This window comes from Escherichia sp. Marseille-Q3837 (genome assembly GCF_916618735.1).
Lineage (GTDB): Bacteria > Pseudomonadota > Gammaproteobacteria > Enterobacterales > Enterobacteriaceae > Escherichia > Escherichia ruysiae.
Window position 1 is genome coordinate 1,698,676 of record NZ_CAKAKC010000001.1, and the last position, 26,445, is coordinate 1,725,120.

18 protein-coding genes are annotated in these 26,445 nt (G+C 52.9%); 15 read left to right on the plus strand and 3 right to left on the minus strand.

From position 1 onward, the window contains the following. Positions 1-11 precede the first annotated feature (11 nt). Positions 12-926, minus strand: a complete 915-nt coding sequence (locus LG381_RS08000; protein ID WP_225762225.1) for an NAD(P)-dependent oxidoreductase — start codon at positions 924-926, stop codon at positions 12-14. Further along, the gene (locus tag LG381_RS08005) at positions 923-2,644 is read right to left on the minus strand and encodes a fatty acyl-AMP ligase (protein ID WP_225762226.1); all 1,722 of its coding nucleotides are present in this window, start codon (positions 2,642-2,644) and stop codon (positions 923-925) included. Before LG381_RS08005 ends, LG381_RS08000 begins: the two co-directional genes overlap by 4 nt. A gap of 378 nt (positions 2,645-3,022) precedes the next feature. On the opposite strand from LG381_RS08005, the gene yghO reads away from it, so the two are divergent. Further along, on the plus strand, positions 3,023-4,147 hold the full coding sequence (gene yghO, locus LG381_RS08010) for a protein YghO (protein WP_225762227.1): 1,125 nt from the start codon (positions 3,023-3,025) through the stop codon (positions 4,145-4,147). A gap of 82 nt (positions 4,148-4,229) precedes the next feature. On the opposite strand, the gene glcC is transcribed toward yghO, so the two are convergent. Then, positions 4,230-4,994 carry a transcriptional regulator GlcC gene (gene glcC, locus LG381_RS08015; protein ID WP_029365893.1) on the minus strand — a complete coding sequence of 255 codons (765 nt, stop codon included), beginning with the start codon at positions 4,992-4,994 and terminating at the stop codon, positions 4,230-4,232. A gap of 250 nt (positions 4,995-5,244) precedes the next feature. Here glcC and glcD point away from each other — a divergent pair, with 250 nt between their 5' ends. The 14 genes from glcD to gspG all read left to right on the plus strand — a co-directional run bounded on the left by glcD (position 5,245) and on the right by gspG (position 26,442). Next, positions 5,245-6,744: a glycolate oxidase subunit GlcD gene (gene glcD / locus LG381_RS08020; protein ID WP_225762228.1), complete on the plus strand. Its 1,500-nt coding sequence runs from the start codon at positions 5,245-5,247 to the stop codon at positions 6,742-6,744. After that, complete coding sequence (glcE, locus tag LG381_RS08025) at positions 6,744-7,796, plus strand: glycolate oxidase subunit GlcE (protein ID WP_225762229.1); 1,053 nt, start codon at positions 6,744-6,746, stop codon at positions 7,794-7,796. Before glcD ends, glcE begins: the two co-directional genes overlap by 1 nt. Before the next feature lie 10 nt (positions 7,797-7,806). Beyond that, the gene (gene glcF / locus LG381_RS08030) at positions 7,807-9,030 is read left to right on the plus strand and encodes a glycolate oxidase subunit GlcF (protein ID WP_001194819.1); all 1,224 of its coding nucleotides are present in this window, start codon (positions 7,807-7,809) and stop codon (positions 9,028-9,030) included. 4 nt (positions 9,031-9,034) lie between these two features. Next, entirely contained in the window at positions 9,035-9,439 is a 405-nt protein-coding gene (locus tag LG381_RS08035) for a GlcG family protein (RefSeq protein WP_021557205.1), read from the plus strand. 21 nt (positions 9,440-9,460) lie between these two features. Further along, complete coding sequence (glcB, locus tag LG381_RS08040; RefSeq protein WP_225762230.1) at positions 9,461-11,632, plus strand: malate synthase G; 2,172 nt, start codon at positions 9,461-9,463, stop codon at positions 11,630-11,632. Positions 11,633-11,981: 349 nt separating this feature from the next. Then, entirely contained in the window at positions 11,982-13,664 is a 1,683-nt protein-coding gene (gene glcA / locus LG381_RS08045; RefSeq protein WP_000259282.1) for a glycolate permease GlcA, read from the plus strand. 495 nt (positions 13,665-14,159) lie between these two features. Then, on the plus strand, positions 14,160-18,710 hold the full coding sequence (gene sslE, locus LG381_RS08050; RefSeq protein ID WP_225762231.1) for a lipoprotein metalloprotease SslE: 4,551 nt from the start codon (positions 14,160-14,162) through the stop codon (positions 18,708-18,710). A 193-nt stretch (positions 18,711-18,903) separates the two neighbouring features. Next, entirely contained in the window at positions 18,904-19,713 is an 810-nt protein-coding gene (gene pppA / locus LG381_RS08055; RefSeq protein ID WP_225762974.1) for a prepilin peptidase PppA, read from the plus strand. Positions 19,714-19,778: 65 nt separating this feature from the next. Then, on the plus strand, positions 19,779-20,189 hold the full coding sequence (gene gspS2, locus LG381_RS08060) for a type II secretion system pilot lipoprotein GspS-beta (protein WP_024165221.1): 411 nt from the start codon (positions 19,779-19,781) through the stop codon (positions 20,187-20,189). Between the two features lie 15 nt (positions 20,190-20,204). Then, a complete protein-coding gene (gspC, locus tag LG381_RS08065) occupies positions 20,205-21,164 on the plus strand; it encodes a type II secretion system protein GspC (RefSeq protein ID WP_225762232.1) in 960 nt (319 codons plus the stop codon). A gap of 29 nt (positions 21,165-21,193) precedes the next feature. Beyond that, on the plus strand, positions 21,194-23,254 hold the full coding sequence (gene gspD, locus LG381_RS08070; protein WP_225762233.1) for a type II secretion system secretin GspD: 2,061 nt from the start codon (positions 21,194-21,196) through the stop codon (positions 23,252-23,254). After that, on the plus strand, positions 23,254-24,747 hold the full coding sequence (gene gspE, locus LG381_RS08075) for a type II secretion system ATPase GspE (protein ID WP_222679694.1): 1,494 nt from the start codon (positions 23,254-23,256) through the stop codon (positions 24,745-24,747). Before gspD ends, gspE begins: the two co-directional genes overlap by 1 nt. Then, positions 24,747-25,970: a type II secretion system inner membrane protein GspF gene (gene gspF / locus LG381_RS08080; RefSeq protein WP_225762234.1), complete on the plus strand. Its 1,224-nt coding sequence runs from the start codon at positions 24,747-24,749 to the stop codon at positions 25,968-25,970. Before gspE ends, gspF begins: the two co-directional genes overlap by 1 nt. A 16-nt stretch (positions 25,971-25,986) precedes the next feature. Next, positions 25,987-26,442 (plus strand): type II secretion system major pseudopilin GspG, encoded by a 456-nt coding sequence (gene gspG / locus LG381_RS08085; protein WP_001087291.1) that lies wholly within the window; start codon positions 25,987-25,989, stop codon positions 26,440-26,442. The last annotated feature ends 3 nt before the right edge of the window (positions 26,443-26,445 follow it).

A 26,445-nucleotide genomic window follows, 5' to 3' on the forward strand; every position in this document is an offset into this window, starting at 1 on the left:
AAACAAGACAATCAAAATAGCCCGTTGCGTAATGCGTGTTCCAGGCTAATCCCGGGAAACCAGTTAATATCTTCAGAAATACGGTTATTACTTGCCGACCAGTCGGCATGGGTTAATTCACGAATTTTTGAGCGCGTCAGCATTGGCTCTTTACCAGACAGACGACTTAATGTTGTGCTGATATCCGCAAGGCAGGTGAGCAACGGTAGAGGAATGCCGACCATCCGCACGGAACCGCGACGGGCAACGGCGGCGAGCTGTTGTACGTGTTGCCAGTCATAGCCGCCGGGGACGCCATCGCATAACTCATACGTTTGCGTTGGTACAGTTTCGGCGCTTAACCACTGGCCTACAGCTTGCGCGAAATCGGTAACGTGCAGGAAAGAGAGTTGTGTATCTGGCGCACCAAGTCGTGGCAGCAGGCCGCGCAGCATCCAGTCAAACAGCGGTTTTAGCTCTTTATCGCCGGGGCCATAGACTGCTGTCGGACGAAAAATTCCCAGCGTTATTTCGTCAGCCATTGCGATAAGCCGTTGTTCGGCGACGTGTTTGGACTTTGCATACCAGGAGAGTTCAGGATGGCGCGCCGCCAGCGAAGAGATAAACAGAAAACGTTGGCAAAAGCCGCTCTCTTTTGCCGCCTGCATCAGGCGCAGACTTCCGTCAACGTTACAGCGGGTAAAGACATCTTCTTTGTGCCCGCGCACTTGCCCGGCACAATGAACCACCGCACTGGCACCGGCAACCAGCTCGCTAAGCGAATGCGTGTCTTCCAGCGAACCGCGCACCCAGATGAGGTTATCGCTGACGTGAGCGCGGGCAGTACGCGTTAGCGCGCGAACACGAAAGCCGCGAACGAGCAGGTTATCGATAATATATTTACCAATAAACCCAGTTGCACCCGTCACCGCGACCGTTTGGCTCATACGAGAGATTCCTGCACAGGGGGATTAGCGGCGACGGCCTTCTGATAACGTTTTTTCGCTTCCGCGCGGGCAGGCTTGCCGGAGGACGTTCGGGGAATACGGTGGGGCGGTAACAGATCGATAGCCGCTGTCACGCCAAACTCGCTTTGTATCCGCGCCGCCAGCGAGTGGATAAGCTGCCTGCGACGTTCTTCGTCACTAATCCGACACTGGATCTGCAAAATGATTTTTTCCTGGGCGGTAATAAACGCAATGGCATCGCCAGAGTGAATTTCCGGCTCCTGCTCCGCCAGGTATTCAATATCCTGCGGCCAGATATTGCGGCCACGAATAATAATCAGATCTTTAATGCGCCCGGTGACATACAAATAACCGTTCAGCAGATAGCCGAGGTCGCCGGTATCTAACCAGCCCGTCGCGGCAATCTCGTCTTGCGAAACCTGGTCGCCAAAGTAACCGCTCATCAGGCTGGGGCCGGAGATGCAAATATGGCCTACCACACGTTCCGCAACCGGCATACCTGATTCATTGCGGATTTCAATGCCATGTTCCGGCAATGCTTTACCGCAGTTGACGAAAGTCGATACGGCGCGTGTTTCAGCACCCGGCGTAACAGCTTTACCCTGATATTCGAGGATGTCGCGATCCACTTCGTTAACTACAACGCCGGAGGTTTCGTCAGAAAAACTGACGGCAAGCGCGTTCTCTGCCAGCCCGTAGCATGGCATGAAAGTTTTATCGTCAAAGTTAGCCTGACGGAAACATTCAGCAAATTGATGGAGTTGTTCTGCGGAGATCGGCTCAGCGCCAATACCGGCGACGCGCCAGCAGGAGAGATCCAGTTCAGCGAGATCTTTTTCATTCACACGGCGCTGGCACAGTTCATAGCCAAACGGTGGCGCAACGGAAACGGTGCCGCGATTTTTGCTGATCAATTTAAGCCATTGCAGCGGGCGCATGGCGAAATCCTGAGTGCGCAAGTAATCCACTGAAAGCTGCGTGGCGACGGGGGTCAGGAGAAAGCCGACCAGTCCCATATCATGGTAGAAAGGCAGCCAGGAGACGCAGCGGTCGCCAGGGCGTAATTTAATGCCATCGTGGCTGATAGCACGTAGATTGGCCATCACTTCGCGATGAGTAATGATGACGCCACGAGGAAAACGGGTGCTGCCGGAGGTGTACTGGAGGTAGGCGATATCGTCTGGAACGGGATGCTGGAGCGTAACGTCGGCTTCCGGCAAGGATTTAAACCAGGCATGGCTTAACACATGCAACTCAGGGTTGTCATGCGTCGCGGCATTGACTAACGGTAACCACTCATCGCCGGTGATAATCGCGGCAGGCTGACAGCTTGCCAGTAAGCCCTGCAATTTGGCGCTCCAGGAATCTCGCTGACCGACCCCCATCGGAATCGCCAACGGGACGGCGACTAACCCGGCATACTGGCAGGCAAAAAATGCTTCGACAAACCCGCTACTGGTTTCGGCAATCAGCGCCACGCGATCGCCTTTTTTCAGGTTCAGCGATAACAACCGCTTTGCGCCTGCTTCGGCATGTGCTTTTAAATTGTGATATTCCAGTTCATCTTCAAGCTGGCAACGTCTGTCATAAAAGTTCATTCCGGCGCGGCCCAGAGCGGCATAATCCAAAGCATCAACCAGCGTTGGAAAATCGGCATAGCGCATAGGCAGGGAATACGTAAAAATTTTATTAGACATATACACCACAAGAAAATTGGATATCAAAAATAAAATGACAATAATGCGGTGGATTATATATGCATAAAAGATAAATGAGATAGTATTTTCACGGGTGCGATATTGAACATTGATTTAAATAATGATTTTAACTTTTTTGTTTTTATTGTGAATAATATTTGATTTGTGAATATATTAAGCAAATGGCCTGTCTGGCCGCATTAAGCACTAAATATTAATATTTTTCAGATAATGTAGGTGATGGTTTTATCGCAATAATTAAAAGCAGTATTTTATATTCATCGGATGGATTATTTAGATGCCGAATATCTCGGTTATTGTCCGTATTCCCTCCGTTAATTATTTGTTAGCCATTGAGGTAGGGAATGCGAGACGCTGATGATTAAAATTGAAAAAGTAATAAATAAACATGACATTAAGGCATTTATCGCTTTTCCGTCATCACTTTATCCCGATGATCCAAACTGGATCCCTCCTTTATTCATTGAACGCAGCGAGCATTTGTCAGAGAAGAATCCGGGGACGAAGCATATTATCTGGCAGGCGTGGGTGGCAAAAAAAGCGGGGCAGATAGTCGGGCGCATTACCGCGCAAATCGATACCTTGCACCGTGAGCGTTACGGTGAAGATACTGGTCATTTCGGTATGATTGATGCCATTGATGATCCGCAGGTTTTTGCCGCTTTATTTGGCGCAGCGGAAGCGTGGTTGAAGTCACAAGGCGCGCGCAACATCAGCGGACCTTTCAGCCTGAATATCAATCAGGAAAGCGGATTACTGATTGAAGGTTTTGATACACCGCCATGCGCGATGATGCCGCACGGTAAACCGTGGTATGCCGCGCATATTGAACAATTGGGTTATCGCAAAGGCATTGATCTACTGGCGTGGTGGATGCAGCGAACCGATCTCACTTTTTCTCCGGCGCTAAAAAAACTGATGGAGCAGGTACGCAAGAAGGTGACCATTCGCTGCATCAATCGCCAGAGGTTTGCCGAAGAAATGCAGATCCTGCGTGAGATTTTCAACTCTGGATGGCAGCACAACTGGGGATTTGTGCCGTTTACCGAACGCGAATTTGCGACCATGGGCGATCAACTTAAATACCTGGTGCCGGACGATATGATCTACATCGCTGAGATAGATTCTGCACCCTGTGCGTTTATTGTCGGCTTACCGAACATCAACGAGGCGATTGCCGATCTAAATGGATCGCTCTTTCCCTTCGGTTGGGCAAAATTGCTGTGGCGCTTAAAAGTCAGCGGTGTGCGAACTGCGCGAGTGCCGCTGATGGGGGTACGTGACGAGTATCAGTTTAGCCGCATCGGCCCGGTGATCGCGTTGTTGCTTATTGAAGCCTTACGCGATCCGTTTGCCCGCAGAAAGATCGATGCGCTGGAGATGTCATGGATTCTCGAAACCAATACAGGCATGAATAACATGCTGGAACGCATTGGGGCGGAGCCGTATAAACGTTACCGATTGTATGAAAAGCACATTTAATACCAGCTCCCATTAAGCGCAGGGGCGATCCCCTCGCCCCTCGAGGAGAGGGTTAGGGTGAGGAGGAAAACTCGGCTCACATTCACCCCGGATTCATCTCCAGCGGCACCGCCGAGCGAATCAAGTGGTGGCCTTCCAGCTCGATATCGTGGAGATTCTTTTTTACGGTCATCACGTGATCGCGGGCGGCGCGCTGGGCGACATGCGGCAACCGTTGTAAAACCGCGTTATAGATCCGCGCATGTTGGCGATCGATCTGTTTCTTCTGCTGTGGTCGATGATAGAGATTATTCACGCTGGCAAACACCGAATTAAACATCAGGTCGGTCAATGATTGCAGAGTAAATACCAGCACCTGATTGTGGGAAGCCTGACAAATCGCCCGATGAAAAGCGTGATCCAGCTGCGCATGTTCGATCAGTGAAATCTCTTTGTTGTTCTCACTGGCGGCGAGCATTTTTTCATAACAGCGGGTTATCAAGACAAAATCAGCCTGGGTTCCCAGCGTTGCCGCCAGCCTGGCTGATTCACCTTCCAGCAGTGCGCGAACGTCGAGCAGATCGTACAGCGTTCGCGGCTGCGTACTGAACAGATGGATTAGCGGGCTGGTGTCCTGCACCCGATCAAGACGAGCCACACGGGAATCACGCCCCTGCGCCGTTTCAATAATCCCGCGCCCGCGCAGCACAGTCAGCCCTTCGCGCAGTGCGGAGCGTGAGAAGCCGAGCTTTTCACACAGTCGGCGCTCTGAAGGAAGCGGCTGCCCAACCTTCAACACGCCGTCGATAATCAACCGTTCGATACTCTCTGCAACCACTTCGCAAATAGGGCGACGCTCATCTTTCATTCCCGGACCTCGTGCACAGGTAGGACCAATTTTTCTGTTCTTAATTCGCAAAACACGCACATCACGTAAGTGATTATGTTACATCAATTTAACATTAAGTTAACCAATGCAAGGTCACAGAGCTGGAAAAAAAATGGTCTGACCGGTAGCTAAAGAGATAGACGAAAACAAAAAGCCCGCTTAATAACTGTTCACAGAAGCAGCGCGCAAAAATCAGCTGCCACACAACACAACAAAGCGAAGCCTACTCATGAGCATCTTGTACGAAGAGCGTCTTGATGGCGCTTTACCCGATGTCGACCGCACATCGGTACTGATGGCACTGCGTGAGCATGTCCCTGGACTGGAGATCCTGCATACCGATGAGGAGATCATTCCTTACGAGTGTGACGGGTTGAGCGCGTATCGCACGCGTCCATTACTGGTTGTTCTGCCTAAGCAGATGGAACAGGTGGTGGCGATTCTGGCTGTCTGCCACCGCCTGCGTGTACCGGTGGTGACCCGTGGTGCAGGCACCGGGCTTTCTGGTGGCGCGCTGCCGCTGGAAAAAGGTGTGTTGTTGGTGATGGCGCGCTTTAAAGAGATCCTCGACATTAACCCCATTGGGCGCCGTGCGCGCGTGCAGCCGGGCGTGCGTAACCTGGCGATCTCCCAGGCAGTTGCGCCGCATAATCTCTATTACGCGCCGGATCCTTCCTCACAAATCGCCTGTTCGATTGGCGGTAATGTGGCGGAAAACGCCGGGGGCGTCCACTGCCTGAAATACGGTTTAACCGTACATAACCTGCTGAAAATTGAAGTGCAAACGCTGGACGGCGAGGCGCTGACGCTGGGATCGGACGCGCTGGATTCGCCTGGTTTTGACCTGCTGGCGCTGTTTACCGGATCGGAAGGTATGCTCGGCGTGACCACCGAAGTGACGGTAAAACTGCTGCCGAAGCCGCCCGTGGCGCGGGTTCTGTTAGCCAGCTTTGACTCGGTAGAAAAAGCCGGACTCGCCGTCGGTGACATCATCGCCAATGGCATTATCCCCGGCGGGCTGGAGATGATGGATAACCTGTCGATCCGCGCGGCGGAAGATTTTATTCATGCTGGTTATCCCATTGATGCCGAAGCGATTTTGTTGTGCGAGCTGGACGGCGTGGAGTCTGACGTACAGGAAGACTGCGAGCGGGTTAACGACATCTTGCTGAAAGCGGGCGCGACTGACGTCCGTCTGGCACAGGACGAAGCGGAGCGCGTGCGTTTCTGGGCCGGTCGCAAAAACGCCTTCCCGGCGGTGGGGCGTATCTCGCCGGATTACTACTGTATGGATGGCACCATTCCGCGTCGCGCCCTGCCTGGCGTACTGGAAGGCATTGCCCGTTTATCGCAGCAATATGATTTACGCGTCGCCAACGTCTTTCATGCCGGAGACGGCAACATGCACCCGTTAATCCTTTTCGATGCCAACGAACCCGGTGAATTTGCCCGCGCGGAAGAGTTGGGCGGGAAGATCCTCGAACTCTGCGTTGAAGTGGGCGGCAGCATCAGTGGGGAACATGGCATCGGGCGCGAAAAAATCAATCAAATGTGCGCCCAGTTCAACAGCGATGAAATCACGACCTTCCATGCGGTCAAGGCGGCGTTTGACCCCGATGGTTTGCTGAACCCAGGGAAAAACATCCCCACACTGCACCGCTGCGCTGAATTTGGTGCCATGCACGTGCATCACGGTCATTTACCTTTCCCTGAACTGGAGCGTTTCTGATGCTACGCGAGTGTGATTACAGCCAGGTGTTACTGGAGCAGGTGAATCAGGCGATTAGCGATAAAACGCCGCTGGTAATTCAGGGCAGCAATAGCAAAGCCTTTTTAGGTCGCCCTGCCGCTGGGCAAACGCTGGATGTGCGTTGTCATCGCGGCATTGTTAATTACGACCCGACCGAGCTGGTGATAACCGCGCGTGCCGGAACGCCGCTGGTGGCGATTGAAGCGGCGCTGGAGAGCGCCGGGCAAATGCTTCCCTGCGAGCCGCCGCATTATGGTGAAGAAGCCACCTGGGGCGGGATGGTCGCCTGCGGGCTGGCGGGGCCGCGTCGCCCGTGGAGCGGTTCAGTACGCGATTTTGTCCTCGGTACGCGCATCATTACCGGCACTGGAAAACATCTGCGCTTTGGCGGCGAAGTGATGAAAAACGTCGCCGGATACGATCTCTCGCGGTTAATGGCCGGAAGCTACGGTTGTCTTGGCGTACTCACTGAAATCTCAATGAAAGTGTTGCCGCGACCGCGCGCTACCTTGAGCCTGCGGCGGGAAATCAGCCTACAAGAAGCCATGAGTGAAATCGCCCAGTGGCAACTCCAGCCACTTCCCATTAGCGGCTTATGTTATTTCGACAACGCCTTGTGGCTCCGCCTTGAAGGCGGTGAAGGATCGGTAAAAGCAGCGCGTGAACTGCTGGGTGGCGAAGAGGTCGCTGGTCAGTTCTGGCAGCAATTGCGCGAACAACAATTGCCGTTCTTCTCATTACCGGGCACTTTATGGCGCATTTCCTTACCCACCGATGCGCCGATGATGGATTTACCCGGCGAGCAACTGATCGACTGGGGCGGCGCGTTACGCTGGCTGAAATCGACAGCCGATGACAATCAAATCCACCGCATCGCCCGCAACGCTGGCGGTCATGCGACTCGCTTTAGTGCCGGAGATGGCGGCTTTGCTCCACTACCGGCTCCTTTATTCCGCTATCACCAGCAGCTTAAAAAGCAGCTCGACCCTTGCGGCGTGTTTAACCCCGGTCGCATGTACGCGGAACTATGAGGAGCAGGCTATGCAAACCCGATTAACCGAAGAGATGCGTCAGAACGCGCGCGCGCTGGAAGCCGACAGCATCCTGCGCGCCTGTGTTCACTGCGGATTTTGTACTGCAACCTGCCCAACCTATCAGCTTCTGGGGGATGAACTGGACGGGCCGCGTGGGCGCATCTATCTGATTAAACAGGTGCTGGAAGGCAACGAAGTTACGCTTAAAACGCAGGAGCATCTCGATCGCTGTCTCACTTGCCGCAACTGTGAAACCACCTGTCCTTCTGGTGTGCGCTATCACAATTTACTGGATATCGGGCGTGATATTGTCGAGCAGAAAGTGAAACGCCCACTGCCGGAGCGAATGCTGCGCGAAGGATTGCGCCAGGTAGTGCCGCGTCCGGCGGTCTTTCGCGCATTGACGCAGGTAGGGCTGGTGCTGCGACCGTTTTTGCCGGAACAGGTCAGAGCAAAACTGCCTGCCGAAACCGTGAAAGCTAAACCGCGTCCGCCGCTGCGCCATAAGCGTCGGGTTTTAATGCTGGAAGGCTGCGCCCAGCCTACGCTTTCGCCCAACACCAACGCGGCAACTGCGCGAGTGCTGGATCGTCTGGGGATCAGCGTCATGCCAGCTAACGAAGCAGGCTGTTGTGGCGCGGTGGACTATCATCTTAATGCGCAGGAGAAAGGGCTGGCGCGGGCGCGCAATAATATTGATGCCTGGTGGCCCGCAATTGAAGCAGGTGCCGAGGCAATTTTGCAAACTGCCAGCGGCTGCGGTGCGTTCGTCAAAGAGTATGGGCAGATGCTGAAAAACGATGCGCTGTATGCCGATAAAGCACGTCAGGTCAGTGAACTGGCGGTCGATTTAGTCGAACTGTTGCGCGAGGAACCGCTGGAAAAACTGGCGATTCGCGGCGATAAAAAACTGGCCTTCCACTGCCCGTGTACCTTGCAACATGCGCAAAAGCTGAACGGCGAAGTGGAAAAAGTGTTACTTCGTCTTGGATTTACCTTAACCGATGTTCCCGATAGCCATCTGTGCTGCGGGTCGGCGGGAACATATGCGTTAACGCATCCCGATCTGGCGCGCCAGCTACGGGATAACAAAATGAATGCGCTGGAAAGCGGCAAACCGGAAATGATCGTCACCGCCAACATTGGTTGCCAGACGCATCTGGCGAGCGCCGGTCGTACCTCTGTGCGTCACTGGATTGAAATTGTAGAGCAAGCCCTTGAAAAGGAATAACAAAATGAAAACTAAAGTCATTCTTAGCCAGCAAATGGCGAGTGCAATTATTGCCGCAGGTCAGGAAGAGGCGCAGAAAAATAACTGGTCTGTTTCTATTGCGGTTGCCGATGACGGCGGTCATCTGCTGGCGTTAAGTCGCATGGATGATTGCGCGCCGATAGCGGCTTACATCTCCCAGGAGAAAGCGCGTACCGCCGCGCTGGGGCGTCGTGAAACGAAGGGCTATGAAGAGATGGTGAATAACGGACGTACCGCGTTTGTGACGGCGCCGTTACTGACGTCGCTGGAAGGCGGCGTACCGGTTGTTGTTGATGGGCAAATTATTGGTGCCGTGGGCGTTTCTGGTTTAACCGGAGTACAGGATGCGCAGGTCGCGAAAGCGGCAGCAGCGGTGTTGGCGAAATAAGCGAAAACGAGGAGATAAATAATGAGTGAGACCATAACCCAGGGCCGTTTACGCATTGACGCCAATTTTAAACGTTTTGTGGATGAAGAAGTTTTACCGGGCGTGGAACTGGACGCTGCGGCGTTCTGGCGCAATGTTGATGAGATCGTTCACGATCTGGCGCCCGAAAATCGTCAGTTGCTGGCAGAACGCGATCGCATTCAGGCGGCGCTCGACGAGTGGCATCGCAGCAATCCGGGGCCGGTAAAAGATAAAGCGGCCTATAAATCTTTCCTGCGTGAACTGGGCTACCTGGTGCCGCAACCGGAGCACGTGACGGTGGAAACCACGGGCATCGACAGTGAAATCACCAGTCAGGCGGGGCCACAGCTGGTGGTGCCGGCAATGAATGCCCGCTACGCGCTGAACGCGGCGAACGCTCGCTGGGGTTCACTGTACGACGCGCTGTACGGCAGCGACATCATCCCGCAGGAAGGGGCGATGGTCAGCGGCTACGATCCGCAGCGCGGTGAGCAGGTTATTGCCTGGGTTCGTCATTTTCTTGACGAATCACTGCCGCTGGAAAACGGCAGCTATCAGGATGTGGTGGCGTTTAGCGTGGTCAACAAACAATTACGCATCCAGTTGAAAAATGGTAAAGAAACCACGTTACGTACTCCAGCACAGTTTGTCGGTTACCGTGGCGATGCCGCTGCGCCGACCTGCATTTTGCTGAAAAATAACGGCCTGCATATTGAGCTGCAAATCGATGCCAACGGGCGGATTGGCAAAGACGATCCGGCGCACATCAACGATGTTATCGTCGAAGCTGCCATCAGTACCATTCTCGACTGCGAAGATTCGGTCGCGGCGGTTGATGCGGAAGATAAAATCCTGCTGTACCGCAACTTGCTGGGCCTGATGCAGGGGACTCTGCAAGAGAAAATGGAGAAAAACGGTCGGCAAATCGTGCGTAAACTGAATGACGATCGTCAGTACACCGCCGCCGATGGCTCTGAAATTTCTCTGCACGGACGCTCGTTGCTGTTTATCCGCAACGTGGGTCATTTGATGACCATTCCTGTGATTTGGGACAGCGAAGGCAATGAAATCCCGGAAGGCATTCTTGATGGCGTCATGACTGGCGCGATTGCCCTCTATGATTTAAAAGTGCAGAAAAACTCGCGCACTGGCAGTGTCTATATTGTGAAACCGAAAATGCACGGTCCGCAGGAAGTGGCGTTCGCCAACAAACTGTTTACCCGCGTTGAGACAATGCTCGGTATGGCACCGAATACCCTGAAAATGGGCATTATGGATGAAGAACGCCGAACCTCGCTGAACTTGCGTAGCTGTATCGCTCAGGCACGCAACCGCGTGGCGTTCATCAACACCGGCTTCCTCGACCGTACCGGCGATGAAATGCATTCGGTGATGGAAGCTGGCCCGATGCTGCGTAAAAACCAGATGAAATCGACGCCGTGGATCAAAGCCTACGAGCGCAATAACGTGCTGTCTGGTTTGTTCTGTGGGCTGCGCGGTAAAGCGCAAATCGGTAAAGGCATGTGGGCAATGCCGGATCTGATGGCGGACATGTACAGCCAAAAGGGCGATCAGTTACGTGCCGGGGCAAACACGGCCTGGGTTCCGTCGCCAACTGCCGCTACGCTCCATGCGCTGCACTACCACCAAACCAACGTACAGAGCGTGCAAGCCAACATTGCTCAGACCGAGTTCAATGCTGAATTTGAACCGCTGCTGGACGATCTGCTGACTATTCCGGTCGCTGAAAACGCTAACTGGTCGGCGCAAGAAATCCAACAAGAGCTGGATAACAACGTGCAGGGGATTCTGGGGTACGTGGTGCGTTGGGTGGAGCAGGGGATTGGTTGTTCAAAAGTGCCGGATATTCACAACGTGGCGCTGATGGAAGACCGCGCAACGCTGCGCATCTCCAGCCAGCATATCGCCAACTGGTTACGCCACGGTATTCTGACTAAAGAACAGGTGCAGGCGTCGCTGGAGAACATGGCGAAAGTGGTGGATCAGCAAAATGCTGGCGATCCGGCGTATCGTCCGATGGTGGGGAATTTCGCTAACTCGTGTGCCTTTAAAGCCGCCAGCGATTTAATCTTCCTCGGTGTGAAACAGCCAAACGGTTATACCGAACCGTTATTACATGCCTGGCGTTTACGCGAAAAAGAAAGTCATTAATAGCAATAGCCCCGGCAAGTTTTATTGTCGGGGCTATTATAGTTACTGCGGTAGTACATTTATCCCGGAAATAACCGGAGCGATTATCAGGGTTTAACAATATTAAATACCCGTAGCGCATCACTAGCGGGATTAAAACAACAATATGGACATCTTAACGATACTCTGCGCCTGCGTGTGCGGAACAGAAACCCTTACCCGATATACTTGTTATGCCAGAGGTAGCAATTGCGTTAGCAGCGTGCTGTTGCTGTAAAGTATAACCCCTATATTTTACAGTTCGGTCCTCTTTTGCTTATTACAACCTTAAGTATATCAAGCATATAAAGATAATAAGAGACTGAACAATATGGTTACCTGGACCCAAATGTATATGCCGATGGGAGGACTGGGGCTATCCGCTCTGGTCGCCTTGATCCCGATAATATTCTTCTTCGTTGCACTCGCGGTATTACGTCTGAAAGGACATGTCGCCGGAGCGATAACCCTTATATTATCGATATTGATTGCGATATTCGCCTTTAAAATGCCGATCGATATGGCATTTGCTGCTGCGGGATATGGCTTTATTTATGGCTTATGGCCGATTGCGTGGATTATTGTCGCAGCGGTATTCCTCTATAAATTAACCGTTGCCAGCGGGCAGTTTGATATTATCCGCAGCTCGGTTATCTCCATCACCGACGATCAGCGTTTGCAGGTGTTACTGATTGGTTTCTCCTTTGGCGCACTGCTGGAAGGGGCGGCTGGCTTTGGCGCACCGGTGGCGATTACCGGTGCGTTGCTGGTGGGGCTGGGTTTCAAACCGTTATACGCGGCGGGGCTGTGCCTGATCGCCAACACTGCGCCGGTGGCGTTTGGTGCGTTGGGCGTGCCGATTCTGGTTGCCGGTCAGGTAACGGGAATCGATCCGTTTGATATTGGTGCAATGGCGGGACGTCAGTTGCCGTTCCTGTCCGTTCTTGTGCCGTTCTGGCTGGTGGCGATGATGGACGGCTGGAAAGGGGTGAAAGAGACGTGGCCAGCGGCGCTGGTTGCGGGTGGTAGCTTTGCGGTTACTCAGTTCTTTACTTCTAACTATATTGGCCCGGAACTGCCGGATATTACTTCGGCGCTGGTGAGTATCGTCTCACTCTCTTTATTCCTTAAAGTATGGCGGCCGAAAAATACCGAAACGGCAATCAGCATGGGGCAATCCGCAGGTGCGATGGTGGTGAATAAACCGTCTTCTGGCGGTCCCGTGCCTTCAGAATATAGTCTGGGGCAAATCATACGCGCCTGGTCACCGTTTTTAATCTTAACGGTGCTGGTCACCATCTGGACGATGAAGCCATTTAAAGCGTTATTTGCTCCGGGCGGCGCGTTTTATTCGCTGGTGATTAATTTCCAGATCCCTCATTTGCATCAGCAGGTACTGAAAGCGGCGCCCATTGTCGCCCAGCCGACACCGATGGATGCGGTTTTTAAATTCGACCCGCTGTCCGCTGGCGGCACCGCTATTTTTATTGCGGCGATTATCTCTATCTTCATTCTCGGCGTGGGGATCAAGAAAGGCATTGGCGTCTTTGCTGAAACGCTAATTAGCCTGAAGTGGCCGATATTGTCGATTGGCATGGTGCTGGCATTTGCCTTCGTGACCAACTATTCCGGCATGTCCACCACGCTGGCGCTGGTACTGGCGGGCACTGGCGTGATGTTCCCGTTCTTCTCACCGTTCCTTGGCTGGCTGGGGGTATTCCTTACCGGCTCGGACACATCCTCGAACGCCCTGTTTGGTTCACTGCAATCAACCACCGCGCAGCAAATCAACGTCTCTGACACCCTGCTGGTGGCAGCAAACACCAGCGGCGGCGTGACCGGCAAGATGATCTCCCCGCAATCTATCGCCGTGGCCTGCGCCGCGACAGGTATGGTGGGCAGAGAATCTGAACTGTTCCGCTACACTGTGAAACACAGTCTGATCTTTGCCAGCGTTATTGGCATTATCACGCTGTTGCAGGCGTATGTGTTTACCGGAATGTTAGTCTCGTAAGTCAACAAAGCCGGATGATCGTCAATATCATCCGGCTTCATTCTATTCTCGTTTCATTATTCTGGCTAAATAATTGCAAAATCATTTCATGGTTTATTATCCATGCATAAATAATATTTCATGTTTAGATAACTCGCTAAATAATTAATGTGGTGAGAATGTCTATTTTTTTTGTCACGCAAAACAAGTCTGTATTAATTGTGTTCGCTTGATGAGCAAACACCGTGCTATCTGTTGCTTTTGCAATCGCAATCGTTAAAACTATCAACAACTTGGCATAGTTACATTGTGAATAATTGTTACTTTTTTGTTTGTTGAATCTTTTTATAAATACCCCGTCTGACATCGAATAGGGGATATTCTTATAAATTTCACCTGTTTCGTTATCAATAATGCAGTTTTTTAAGAATGGAGGAAGTTATTAGAGAAGATAAAACATAAAACTATTCCCCCAGTTACTAATTTTTTAACTATATTTTGTCACTTGCGTTATTAATGAATAAGAAATTTAAATATAAAAAATCGCTTTTAGCGGCTATTTTAAGCGCAACCTTATTAACCGGTTGTGACGGCGGCGGTTCAGGTTCTTCCTCCGATACTCCGCCTGTAGATTCTGGAACTGGGTCTTTGCCGGAAGTGAAACCCGATCCAACGCCAACCCCGGAGCCGACGCCGGACCCGGAACCTACGCCGGATCCGACACCTGATCCAGAGCCAACGCCAGAACCGGAGCCAGAACCTGTTCCTACGAAAACCGGTTATCTGACCCTGGGCGGAAGCCAGCGGGTAATCGGTGCTACCTGTAATGGTGAATCCAGCGACGGCTTTACTTTTACACCTGGCGAGAACGTTACTTGCGTGGCGGGTAACACGACAATTGCCACCTTCAACACTCAGTCAGAAGCTGCGCGTAGCCTGCGTGCGGTTGAAAAAGTGTCGTTTAGCCTTGAGGACGCGCAAGAACTGGCGGAGTCCGACGATAAGAAAAGCAATGCGCTCTCGCTGGTAACCTCCATGAACAGTTGTCCGGCAGATACAGAACAGGTTTGCCTGACGTTCTCCTCGGTGATGGAGAGTAAACGCTTCGATTCGCTGTATAAGCAAATCGATCTGGCACCGGAAGCGTTCAAAAAGCTGGTCAATGAAGAGGTGGAAAACAATGCCGCGACCGATAAGGCGCCATCCACTCATACTTCACCGGTAGTGCCCGTCACGACGCCGGGAACAAAACCGGATCTGAACGCTTCCTTCGTGTCGGCTAACGCGGAACAGTTTTATCAGTATCAACCTACGGAAATCATTCTTTCTGAAGGTCGCCTGGTCGACAGCATGGGCAATGGTGTGGTTGGCGTAAATTACTACACCAGCTCAGGCCGTGGCGTAACTGGCGAAAACGGCAAATTCAACTTCAGCTGGGGTGAAACCATCTCCTTTGGCATCGACACCTTTGAACTGGGCTCAGTACGCGGCAATAAGTCGACTATTGCACTGACGGAACTGGGCGATGAAGTTCGCGGGGCAAATATCGATCAACTTATTCATCGTTACTCCCAGGCCGGAAAAAATGATGAGCGTGAAGTGCCGGATGTAGTGCGCCAGGTCTTTGCCGAGTATCCCAACGTGATCAACGAGATTATCAATCTCTCGTTATCCAATGGCGAGACGTTGAGCGAAGGCGATCAAACCTTTGAGCGGAAGAACGAATTTCTTGAGCAACTTAAATCCGGGCAGGCTAAAGAGATTGATACGGCGATTTGTGACTCCCTTGGGAGCTGCAACTCTCAACGTTGGTTCTCGTTGACTGCACGCAATGTTAACGAAGGTCAGATTCAGGGCGTTATCAACAAGCTGTGGGGTGTGGATAAAGATTACAAATCAGTGACGAAATTCCACGTTTTCCATGACTCTACCAACTTCTATGGTAGCACCGGTAATGCGCGCGGTCAGGCGGTGGTGAATATCTCCAACGCGGCATTCCCGATTCTGATGGCGCGTAATGATAAAAACTACTGGCTGGCGTTTGGCGAAAAACGCGCCTGGGATAAAAACGAGCTGGCGTACATTACGGAAGCGCCTTCCATTGTGGTGCCAGAAAACGTCACGCGCGATACCGCCACCTTCAATCTGCCATTTATTTCGCTGGGGCAAGTTGGTGAGGGCAAACTGATGGTTATCGGTAACCCGCACTACAACAGCATCCTGCGTTGCCCGAACGGTTACAGCTGGAACGGGGGGGTTAATAGCGACGGACAGTGTACGCTCGACAGCGATCCGGACGACATGAAGAACTTCATGGAGAACGTGTTGCGCTATCTGTCAAATGAACGCTGGCTGCCGGACGCGAAAACCAGCATGACCGTGGGCACTAACCTGGATACGGTTTATTTCAAAAAAGCGGGTCAGGTATTAGGAAATAGTGCACCGTTTACTTTCCATAAGGATTTCGCAGGTATCACGGTTAAACCGTTGACCAGTTATGGCAATCTGAATCCAGATGAAGTTCCTTTGCTGATCCTCAACGGCTTTGAGTATGTGACTCAGTGGTCTGGCGATCCCTATGCAATCCCACTGCGTGCAGATACCAGCAAACCGAAGCTGACTCAGCAGGATGTGACGGATCTGATCGCCTATCTGAACAAAGGCGGATCGGTGCTGATCATGGAAAACGTGATGAGCAATCTTAAGGAAGAGAGTGCGTCCGGCTTTGTGCGTCTGCTTGATGCCGCAGGCCTGTCAATGGCACTGAACAAGTCGGTGGTGAATAACGATCCTCAAGGGTATCCGGATCGCGTTCGTCAGCAGCGTGAAAAAGGCATCTGGGTATATGAACGTTATCCGTTTGTCGACGGTAAACCGCCGTATACCATTGATGAAACAACGAAAGAAGTTATCTGGAAATACCAGCAAGAAAACAAGCCTGATGACAAGCCGAAACTGGAAGTAGCCAGCTGGCTGGAAGATGTTGATGGCAAACAGGTCAAGCGCTATGCCTTTATTGATGAGGCGGAGCATGAAACAAACGAGTCCCTGGAGGCGGCAAAGGCAAAAATCCTTAAGGCATTTCCTGGATTAGAGGTGTGTAAGGATCCTGACTACCACTACGAGGTCAACTGCCTGGAACATCGTCCTGGCACGAACGTTCCGGTAACCGGGGGCATGTTTGTTCCGCGCTATACGCAACTGAATCTCAGCGCCGACACCGCGAAAGCGATGGTGCAGGCGGCGGATTTAGGCACCAACATTCAGCGCCTGTATCAGCACGAGCTTTATTTCCGTACCAATGGTCGCAAAGGTGAGCGTCTGAGCAGCGTCGATCTGGAACGTCTGTACCAGAACATGTCGGTCTGGCTGTGGAATGAAATTGAATACAGCTATGACAGCAGCAAGGAGGACGAGCTGGGCTTTAAAACGTTCACCGAGTTCCTGAACTGCTACGCCAACAATGCTTACACCAAAGGCACGCAGTGCTCCGCAGAGCTGAAACAATCGCTTGTCGATAACAACATGATCTACGGTGACGGTAGCAGCAAAGCAGGCATGATGAACCCGAGCTATCCGCTCAACTATATGGAAAAACCGCTGACTCGCCTGATGCTGGGGCGTTCCTGGTGGGATCTGAACATCAAAGTTGATGTCGAGAAGTATCCGGGAGCAGTATCGGCTGAAGGTGAGAATGTTACTAAAACCATCAGCCTGTACTCGAATCCGACCAAATGGTTTGCGGGTAACATGCAGTCTACTGGTCTGTGGGCTCCGGCTCAGAAAGAGGTCACCATTAAGTCCAATGCGAACGTTCCTGTGACTGTCACCGTGGCGCTGGCCGACGACCTGACCGGACGTGAGAAGCATGAAGTTGCTCTGAACCGTCCGCCAAGAGTGACTAAAACGTATACTCTGAATGCTAATGGTACGGTGAAGTTTACGGTTCCTTACGGTGGTCTGATTTATATCAAGGGCGATAGCAAGGAGAATAATAAATCTGCCAGCTTCACCTTTACCGGTGTGGTAAAAGCGCCGTTCTATAAAGACGGTAAATGGATAAACGATCTGAAATCCCCTGCGCCGTTGGGCGAGCTGGAGTCAGACTCTTTCGTCTACACCGCACCGAAGAACAACCTGAACGCCAGCAATTACAATGGAGGTCTGAAACAATTCGCTAAAGATCTGGATACCTTTGCCAGCTCGATGAATGACTTCTACGGTCGTAATGATGAAGACGGTAAGCACCGGATGTTTACCTATAAAAACTTGACGGGCCACAAACATCGTTTCGCCAACGATGTGCAGATCTCCATTGGTGATGCGCACTCTGGTTATCCGGTGATGAACAGCAGCTTCTCGACGAACAGCACCACGCTGCCGACGACGCCGCTGAACGACTGGCTGATCTGGCACGAAGTAGGGCACAACGCTGCAGAAACACCGCTGACTGTACCGGGCGCAACTGAAGTAGCGAACAACGTGCTGGCGCTGTACATGCAGGATCGCTATCTCGGCAAGATGAACCGTGTCGCTGACGATATTACCGTTGCGCCGGAATATCTGAACGAGAGCAATGGTCAGGCATGGGCGCGCGGCGGTGCGGGTGACCGTCTGCTGATGTACGCACAGTTGAAGGAGTGGGCAGAGAAAAACTTTGATATCACGAAGTGGTATCCAGAGGGGCAACTGCCAGCGTTCTACAGCAATCGTGAAGGGATGAAAGGCTGGAACCTGTTCCAGTTGATGCACCGTAAAGCACGCGGCGATGATGTTGGCGACAACACCTTCGGCGGCAAGAATTATTGTGCTGAATCCAACGGTAACGCTGCCGACACGCTGATGCTGTGCGCCTCCTGGGTAGCCCAGACGGATCTTTCGGAGTTCTTTAAGAAATGGAATCCGGGCGCGAATGCTTACCAGTTGCCGGGGGTGAGCGAGATGAACTTCGAGGGCGGTGTGAGCCAGTCGGCTTACAAGACGCTCGCGGCGCTTGGTCTGCCGAAACCGGAAAAAGGGCCGGAAACCATTAATACGGTTACCGAGCATAAGATGTCTGCCGAGTAAGCCTGTATGCCGGATAAGGCGTTCACGCCGCATCCGGCATGAAATAAGGCGCACCGGGTTAACACATGTGCCCGATGCGCCAACTTATCGGAGCTACAGGGAAAGCCGTGATTAATTGCGTTGGCAGACTCCTGTAAGCCGGATAAGGCGTTTTACGCCGCATCCGGCAAATTACAACAAACAACCTTTAACCATGCATTTTGATGTTTTTCAGCAATATCCAGCGGTGATGCCCATCCTGGCAACCGTTGGAGGATTAATCATCGGCAGTTTTTTGAATGTGGTGATTTGGCGTTACCCCATCATGCTGCGCCAACAAATGGCGGAGTTTCAGGGGGAAACTCCGAGTGCGCAGTCAAAAATAAGCCTGGCGCTGCCACGTTCGCACTGTCCGCATTGCCAGCAGACCATCCGCGTTCGTGACAATATTCCGCTATTCTCCTGGCTGATGCTCAAAGGGCGCTGCCGCGACTGTCAGGCGAAAATCAGCAAGCGTTATCCGCTGGTGGAGTTATTGACGGCACTCGCTTTTTTGCTGGCGAGTCTGGTCTGGCCGGAAAGTGGATGGGCGCTGGCGGTGATGATATTATCCGCCTGGCTGATTGCCGCGAGTGTCATCGACCTCGATCACCAATGGCTGCCCGATGTTTTTACTCAGGGCGTATTGTGGACAGGACTTATTGCGGCATGGGCGCAGCAGAGTCCGTTAACGCTACAAGACGCAGTCACCGGCGTCCTGGTGGGGTTTATCACTTTTTACTCGCTGCGCTGGATAGCCGGAATAGTTCTGCGTAAAGAAGCATTAGGCATGGGCGATGTATTACTCTTCGCCGCTTTAGGTGGCTGGGTGGGGGCGTTGTCGCTGCCCAATGTTGCTTTAATCGCCTCATGCTGCGGCCTGATATATGCCGTTATTACAAAAAAAGGATCAACCACACTGCCTTTCGGACCGTGTTTAAGTCTGGGCGGTATAGCAACACTTTATCTACAGGCATTGCTTTAATGATAACCGCGTCATTGTCGAAGTAACATTTTTACTCTTATTAATAACCTTAGAGATTATTAACCATGTCGATAAAAAAGATGCCAGGGAGGGTATTAATATCGCTATTGTTGAGCGTTACAGGATTATTAAGTGGCTGCGCCAGCCATAATGAAAACGCCAGTTTACTGGCGAAAAAACAGGCGCAAAATATCAGTCAAAACCTGCCAATTAAATCTGCGGGATATACCTTAGTGCTGGCGCAAAGTAGCGGTGCGACGGTAAAAATGACCATTATCAGCGAAGCGGGTACACAAACCACGCAGACGCCTGACGCCTTTTTAACCAGCTATCAACGACAAATGTGCGCTGACCCGACGGTGAAATTAATGATCACTGAGGGAATTAATTACAGCATAACGATTAATGATACACGTACAGGTAACCAGTATCAGCGGAAACTGGATCGTACCACCTGTGGAATAGTCAAAGCATAACGTCGGGTATATAAATTGGCGCGGGTTGTTTTTCGTGACGCACGAATTTATCTCATTCAGTGGCTGACTAAAATTCGTCACACTCTTAGCCAGAGACAATCTCTTAATACAGACAAAGAGCATCTGCGAAAAATTGTACGCGCGATGTTCTGGCTGATGCTGCTTATTATTTCTGCAAAAATGGCGTATTCACTCTGGCGCTATATCTCCTTTTCTGCGGAATATACATCGCCTTCTCCATCGGCGAATAAACCGGCACGTGCGGATGCAAAAACGTTTGAGCAAAAAGACGTGCAATTAATCAGCCAGCAAAACTGGTTTGGCAAATATCAGCCCGTCGCCGCGCCGGTAAAACAACCCGAACCTGCGCCTGTGGCAGAAACGCGTCTTAACGTGGTGCTGCGCGGGATCGCCTTTGGTGCCAGACCCGGCGCGGTTATTGAAGAAGGCGGCAAACAGCAGGTCTATTTACAGGGTGAACGGCTTGGCTCTCACAACGCGGTGATTGAGGAAATCAATCGCGACCATGTGATGCTGCGCTATCAGGGAAAAATGGAGCGCCTGAGTCTGGCAGAAGAGGAGCGTTCCACCGTAGCCGTGACCAACAAAAAAGCCGTCAGTGACGAAGCAAAGCAAGCTGTTGCTGAGCCTGCTGCTAGTGCGCCAGTTGAGATCCCGGCTGCCGTGCGTCAGGCGCTGGCGAAAGATCCGCAGAAAATTTTTAACTATATCCAGCTTACGCCCGTGCGTAAGGAGGGGATTGTCGGTTATGCAGTGAAACCGGGGGCAGATCGTTCTCTGTTCGATGCCAGCGGTTTCAAGGACGGCGATATCGCCATTGCGCTAAATCAGCAGGATTTTACTGATCCGCGAGCAATGATTGCTCTGATGCGGCAGTTACCTTCAATGGATTCCATTCAACTTACGGTTTTACGCAAGGGTGCGCGCTACGATATTTCCATCGCGCTGCGCTAACCGCATTTAATCCAGGAGAATCATTCATCGTGTTTTGGCGTGATATTACGTTGTCGGTCTGGCGTAAGAAGACAACTGGCCTCAAAACAAAAAAGTGTTTACTGCCGCTGGTGCTGGCAGCGGCATTATGCAGTTCACCGGTCTGGGCGGAAGAAGCCACTTTCACCGCTAATTTTAAAGATACCGACCTGAAATCGTTCATCGAAACCGTCGGCGCTAACCTTAATAAGACCATCATTATGGGGCCGGGCGTACAGGGGAAAGTGAGTATTCGCACCATGACCCCGCTCAATGAACGCCAGTATTACCAGCTATTCCTTAACCTGCTGGAAGCACAGGGGTATGCCGTCGTACCGATGGAAAACGACGTGCTGAAGGTGGTGAAATCCAGTGCCGCGAAAGTCGAGCCGCTGCCGCTGGTCGGTGAAGGTAGCGGCAACTACGCGGGTGATGAAATGGTCACTAAAGTGGTGCCGGTACGCAATGTGTCGGTACGCGAGCTGGCACCGATTCTGCGCCAGATGATCGACAGCGCAGGCTCAGGCAACGTCGTTAATTACGATCCCTCCAACGTGATTATGCTTACCGGACGTGCCTCGGTCGTGGAACGGCTGACGGAAGTGATCCAGCGTGTGGATCACGCGGGAAATCGCACCGAAGAGGTGATCCCGCTGGATAACGCCTCGGCTTCGGAAATTGCTCGCGTGCTGGAAAGCCTGACTAAAAACAGCGGCGAGAACCAGCCAGCGACGCTGAAATCACAGATTGTCGCCGATGAACGCACCAACAGCGTGATTGTCAGTGGTGACCCTGCCACGCGGGACAAAATGCGCCGCCTGATCCGTCGTCTGGACTCAGAAATGGAGCGCAGCGGCAACAGCCAGGTGTTCTATCTCAAATACAGCAAAGCCGAAGATCTGGTCGATGTTCTGAAACAGGTCAGCGGCACACTCACCGCCGCCAAAGAAGAGGCGGAAGGCACGGTTGGTAGCGGGCGTGAGGTTGTCTCCATCGCCGCCAGCAAACACAGTAATGCCCTGATTGTTACCGCGCCGCAGGACATCATGCAGTCGCTGCAAAGCGTGATTGAACAACTGGATATTCGCCGTGCTCAGGTGCATGTCGAGGCGTTGATCGTGGAAGTTGCCGAAGGCAGCAATATCAACTTCGGCGTGCAGTGGGCGTCGAAAGATGCCGGATTAATGCAGTTTGCTAACGGTACGCAGATCCCTATTGGCACGCTGGGGGCGGCGATTTCTCAGGCAAAACCGCAGAAAGGCTCCACGGTGATCAGCGAAAACGGTGCCACCACCATTAACCCGGATACCAACGGCGATCTCTCCACGCTCGCCCAGCTACTTTCCGGCTTTAGCGGTACGGCGGTTGGCGTGGTGAAAGGCGACTGGATGGCGCTGGTACAGGCGGTTAAAAACGACTCCAGCTCTAACGTGCTCTCCACGCCGAGCATCACCACGCTGGACAACCAGGAAGCCTTCTTCATGGTGGGCCAGGACGTTCCGGTATTAACTGGATCTACCGTTGGCTCCAATAACAGCAATCCTTTCAACACGGTAGAGAGGAAAAAAGTCGGCATCATGCTGAAAGTCACGCCGCAGATTAACGAAGGTAACGCGGTACAGATGGTGATTGAGCAGGAAGTCTCGAAAGTGGAAGGGCAGACCAGCCTCGATGTGGTGTTTGGTGAGCGCAAACTGAAGACTACCGTGCTGGCTAACGATGGTGAGCTGATTGTGCTTGGCGGTCTGATGGACGACCAGGCGGGAGAAAGCGTGGCGAAAGTGCCGCTGCTTGGAGATATCCCATTGATTGGTAACCTGTTTAAATCCACTGCGGATAAAAAAGAAAAACGTAACCTGATGGTGTTTATCCGTCCAACCATTCTGCGTGACGGTATGGCGGCAGACGGTGTGTCGCAGCGCAAATATAACTACATGCGCGCCGAGCAGATCTATCGCGATGAGCAAGGCTTAAGCCTGATGCCGCACACCGCGCAGCCGGTACTGCCAGCGCAAAACCAGACCTTACCGCCGGAAGTACGCGCGTTCCTCAATGCCGGGAGAACACGTTAATGGTGCCTGTAGCACAGGAAACCACCGCTAACACCGTGCGTCTGCCCTACAGTTTCAGCCGTCGGTTTAGCCTGGTGGCATGGTGCGAAGCGTCGCTGGAGATCCTCCATGTGCATCCGTTGTCGCTCTCTGTTTTGCAGGAGCTACAGCGGGGGCTGAACGCGCCCTTTACGCTGCGGCAAATCGATGAGGCCGAGTTTGAACAGCGGCTGAATGCGGTCTGGCAGCGTGACTCTTCCGAGGCTCGCCAGCTGATGGAAGATCTCGGTTCTGCCGAGGACTTTTTTACCCTCGCAGAAGAACTGCCGGAAACGGAAGATCTGCTGGAAAGTGACGACGATGCGCCGATCATCAAACTGATCAACGCCATGCTGGCAGAGGCGATTAAAGAAGGCGCTTCGGATATCCACATCGAGACGTTTGAAAAGAGTCTGGTGATCCGTTTTCGTGTTGACGGCACATTACATGAAATGCTGCGACCGGGGCGCAAACTGGCCTCGTTGCTGGTATCGCGTATCAAGGTGATGGCGCGGCTGGACATTGCCGAAAAGCGCGTGCCGCAGGATGGACGTATTGCGCTGCTGCTGGGCGGCCGGGCGATTGACGTGCGCGTCTCCACCATGCCTTCTGCCTGGGGCGAGCGCGTGGTGCTGCGACTGCTGGACAAAAACCAGGCCCGCCTGACGCTGGAGCGTCTGGGGTTGAGCCATGAACTGACCGCGCAGTTGCGCCAGCTGTTACACAAACCACACGGTATCTTTCTGGTGACGGGGCCGACAGGTTCCGGCAAAAGCACCACGCTGTACGCCGGATTGCAGGAGCTGAACAACCATTCGCGCAACATTCTCACGGTTGAAGACCCCATCGAATACATGATTGAAGGGATCGGTCAGACGCAGGTCAACACCCGCGTCGGGATGACCTTCGCCCGTGGCCTGCGCGCGATTTTGCGTCAGGATCCGGATGTGGTGATGGTGGGTGAAATCCGCGATACCGAAACCGCAGAAATCGCCGTCCAGGCGTCATTGACCGGACACCTGGTACTGTCAACCCTGCATACCAACACGGCGGTGGGGGCGATCACACGTTTGCAGGATATGGGCGTTGAGCCTTTCCTGCTATCTTCCAGTCTGACGGGCGTGATGGCGCAGCGGCTGATTCGCACGCTGTGCCCCGACTGCCGCCAGCCCGCGCCTGCCACCGACGAAGAAAAACGCCTGTTGGGGATTACCGATGCGCGTACCGTCACTCTGTACCATCCGCAGGGCTGTCCCGCCTGTAATCACAAAGGTTTTCGCGGACGTACTGCCATCCATGAGCTGATCGTGGTGGACGCCACATTGCGTGATTTGATCCACCGTCAGGCCGGGGAACTGGAGCTGGAACGTTATGTCCGGCAACACTCTGCGGGTATCCGCAGCAACGGCATTGAGAAAGTGCTCGCCGGAGAAACCTCTCTCGATGAAGTGCTGCGGGTAACTATGGAGGCGTAATGGCACTGTTTTACTATCAGGCGCTGGAGCGTAATGGTCGCAAAACCAAAGGCATGATTGAGGCGGATTCCGCGCGTCATGCCCGCCAGTTGTTGCGCGGTAAAGAGCTTATCCCCGTGCACATTGAAGCCCGGCTGAATGCTTCTGCAGGGGGAATGTTGCAGCGTCGGCGGCACGCACATCGTCGCGTGGCGGCGGCAGATCTGGCGCTGTTCACTCGTCAACTGGCAACGCTGGTGCAGGCAGCAATGCCGCTGGAAACCTGCTTACAGGCGGTCAGTGAGCAAAGTGAAAAACTGCATGTAAAAAGCCTCGGTATGGCGCTGCGCAGCCGGATTCAGGAAGGTTATACCCTGTCGGACAGCCTGCGCGAACATCCCCGTGTCTTTGATTCTCTGTTTTGTTCGATGGTGGCTGCCGGAGAAAAATCCGGGCATCTCGATGTGGTGCTCAATCGCCTGGCGGATTACACCGAACAGCGCCAGCGCCTGAAATCACGCCTGCTGCAGGCCATGCTCTATCCGCTGGTACTGCTGGTGGTGGCAACGGGCGTGGTCACTATTTTGCTGACAGCGGTAGTGCCGAAAATTATCGAACAGTTTGATCATCTCGGACACGCGCTGCCTGCCTCCACCCGAATGCTCATCGCCATGAGCGACACGTTACAGACCAGCGGCGTTTACTGGCTGGTAGGTTTGCTGGGGCTTCTGGTGCTGGGGCAACGGTTACTCAAAAATCCTGCCATGCGCTTGCGCTGGGATAAAACCTTGCTGCGTTTGCCCGTGACGGGGCGTGTTGCGCGCGGGCTGAATACGGCGCGTTTTTCCCGCACGTTAAGCATCCTCACCGCCAGCAGTGTTCCGCTACTGGAAGGCATTCAGACCGCTGCCGCCGTGTCGGCAAATCGTTATGTCGAGCAACAACTGCTGCTGGCGGCAGATCGCGTCCGCGAAGGAAGCAGTCTGCGCGCTGCGCTGGCGGAGTTGCGCCTGTTCCCACCGATGATGCTGTACATGATCGCCTCCGGCGAACAGAGCGGTGAACTGGAAACCATGCTTGAACAGGCCGCAGTTAACCAGGAACGGGAATTTGATACCCAGGTGGGGCTGGCATTAGGGCTGTTTGAACCGGCGCTGGTGGTGATGATGGCGGGCGTGGTGCTGTTTATCGTCATTGCCATCCTCGAACCAATGCTGCAACTGAACAATATGGTTGGAATGTAATTTACGGAGTTATCACATGAATTCGTTATCCCGCACACAAAAACCACGGGCAGGTTTTACCCTGCTGGAAGTGATGGTGGTGATTGTTATTCTTGGCGTTCTGGCAAGCCTGGTGGTGCCTAACCTGCTGGGCAACAAAGAAAAAGCGGACAGGCAAAAAGCCATCAGCGATATCGTGGCGCTGGAAAACGCGCTGGATATGTACCGACTGGATAACGGGCGTTATCCGACCACCGAGCAGGGGCTTGAGGCGCTGATCCAGCAACCGGCCAATATGGCGGATTCCCGCAACTACCGTCCAGGTGGATACATTAAACGACTGCCAAAAGATCCGTGGGGCAATGATTATCAGTATCTCAGCCCGGGTGAAAAAGGACTGTTTGATGTTTATACCCTGGGAGCAGATGGTCAGGAAAACGGGGAAGGCGCTGGCGCAGATATCGGTAACTGGAATTTGCAGGAGTTTCAGTAATCA

Coding starts and splice junctions, on each gene's coding strand:
- LG381_RS08000 (WP_225762225.1), bottom strand. CDS start 926: ATGAGCCAAACGGTCGCGGTGACGGGTGCAACTGGGTTTATTGGTAAA.
- LG381_RS08005 (WP_225762226.1), bottom strand. CDS start 2,644: ATGTCTAATAAAATTTTTACGTATTCCCTGCCTATGCGCTATGCCGAT.
- yghO (WP_225762227.1), top strand. CDS start 3,023: ATGATTAAAATTGAAAAAGTAATAAATAAACATGACATTAAGGCATTT.
- glcC (WP_029365893.1), bottom strand. CDS start 4,994: ATGAAAGATGAGCGTCGCCCTATTTGCGAAGTGGTTGCAGAGAGTATC.
- glcD (WP_225762228.1), top strand. CDS start 5,245: ATGAGCATCTTGTACGAAGAGCGTCTTGATGGCGCTTTACCCGATGTC.
- glcE (WP_225762229.1), top strand. CDS start 6,744: ATGCTACGCGAGTGTGATTACAGCCAGGTGTTACTGGAGCAGGTGAAT.
- glcF (WP_001194819.1), top strand. CDS start 7,807: ATGCAAACCCGATTAACCGAAGAGATGCGTCAGAACGCGCGCGCGCTG.
- LG381_RS08035 (WP_021557205.1), top strand. CDS start 9,035: ATGAAAACTAAAGTCATTCTTAGCCAGCAAATGGCGAGTGCAATTATT.
- glcB (WP_225762230.1), top strand. CDS start 9,461: ATGAGTGAGACCATAACCCAGGGCCGTTTACGCATTGACGCCAATTTT.
- glcA (WP_000259282.1), top strand. CDS start 11,982: ATGGTTACCTGGACCCAAATGTATATGCCGATGGGAGGACTGGGGCTA.
- sslE (WP_225762231.1), top strand. CDS start 14,160: ATGAATAAGAAATTTAAATATAAAAAATCGCTTTTAGCGGCTATTTTA.
- pppA (WP_225762974.1), top strand. CDS start 18,904: ATGCATTTTGATGTTTTTCAGCAATATCCAGCGGTGATGCCCATCCTG.
- gspS2 (WP_024165221.1), top strand. CDS start 19,779: ATGTCGATAAAAAAGATGCCAGGGAGGGTATTAATATCGCTATTGTTG.
- gspE (WP_222679694.1), top strand. CDS start 23,254: ATGGTGCCTGTAGCACAGGAAACCACCGCTAACACCGTGCGTCTGCCC.
- gspF (WP_225762234.1), top strand. CDS start 24,747: ATGGCACTGTTTTACTATCAGGCGCTGGAGCGTAATGGTCGCAAAACC.
- gspG (WP_001087291.1), top strand. CDS start 25,987: ATGAATTCGTTATCCCGCACACAAAAACCACGGGCAGGTTTTACCCTG.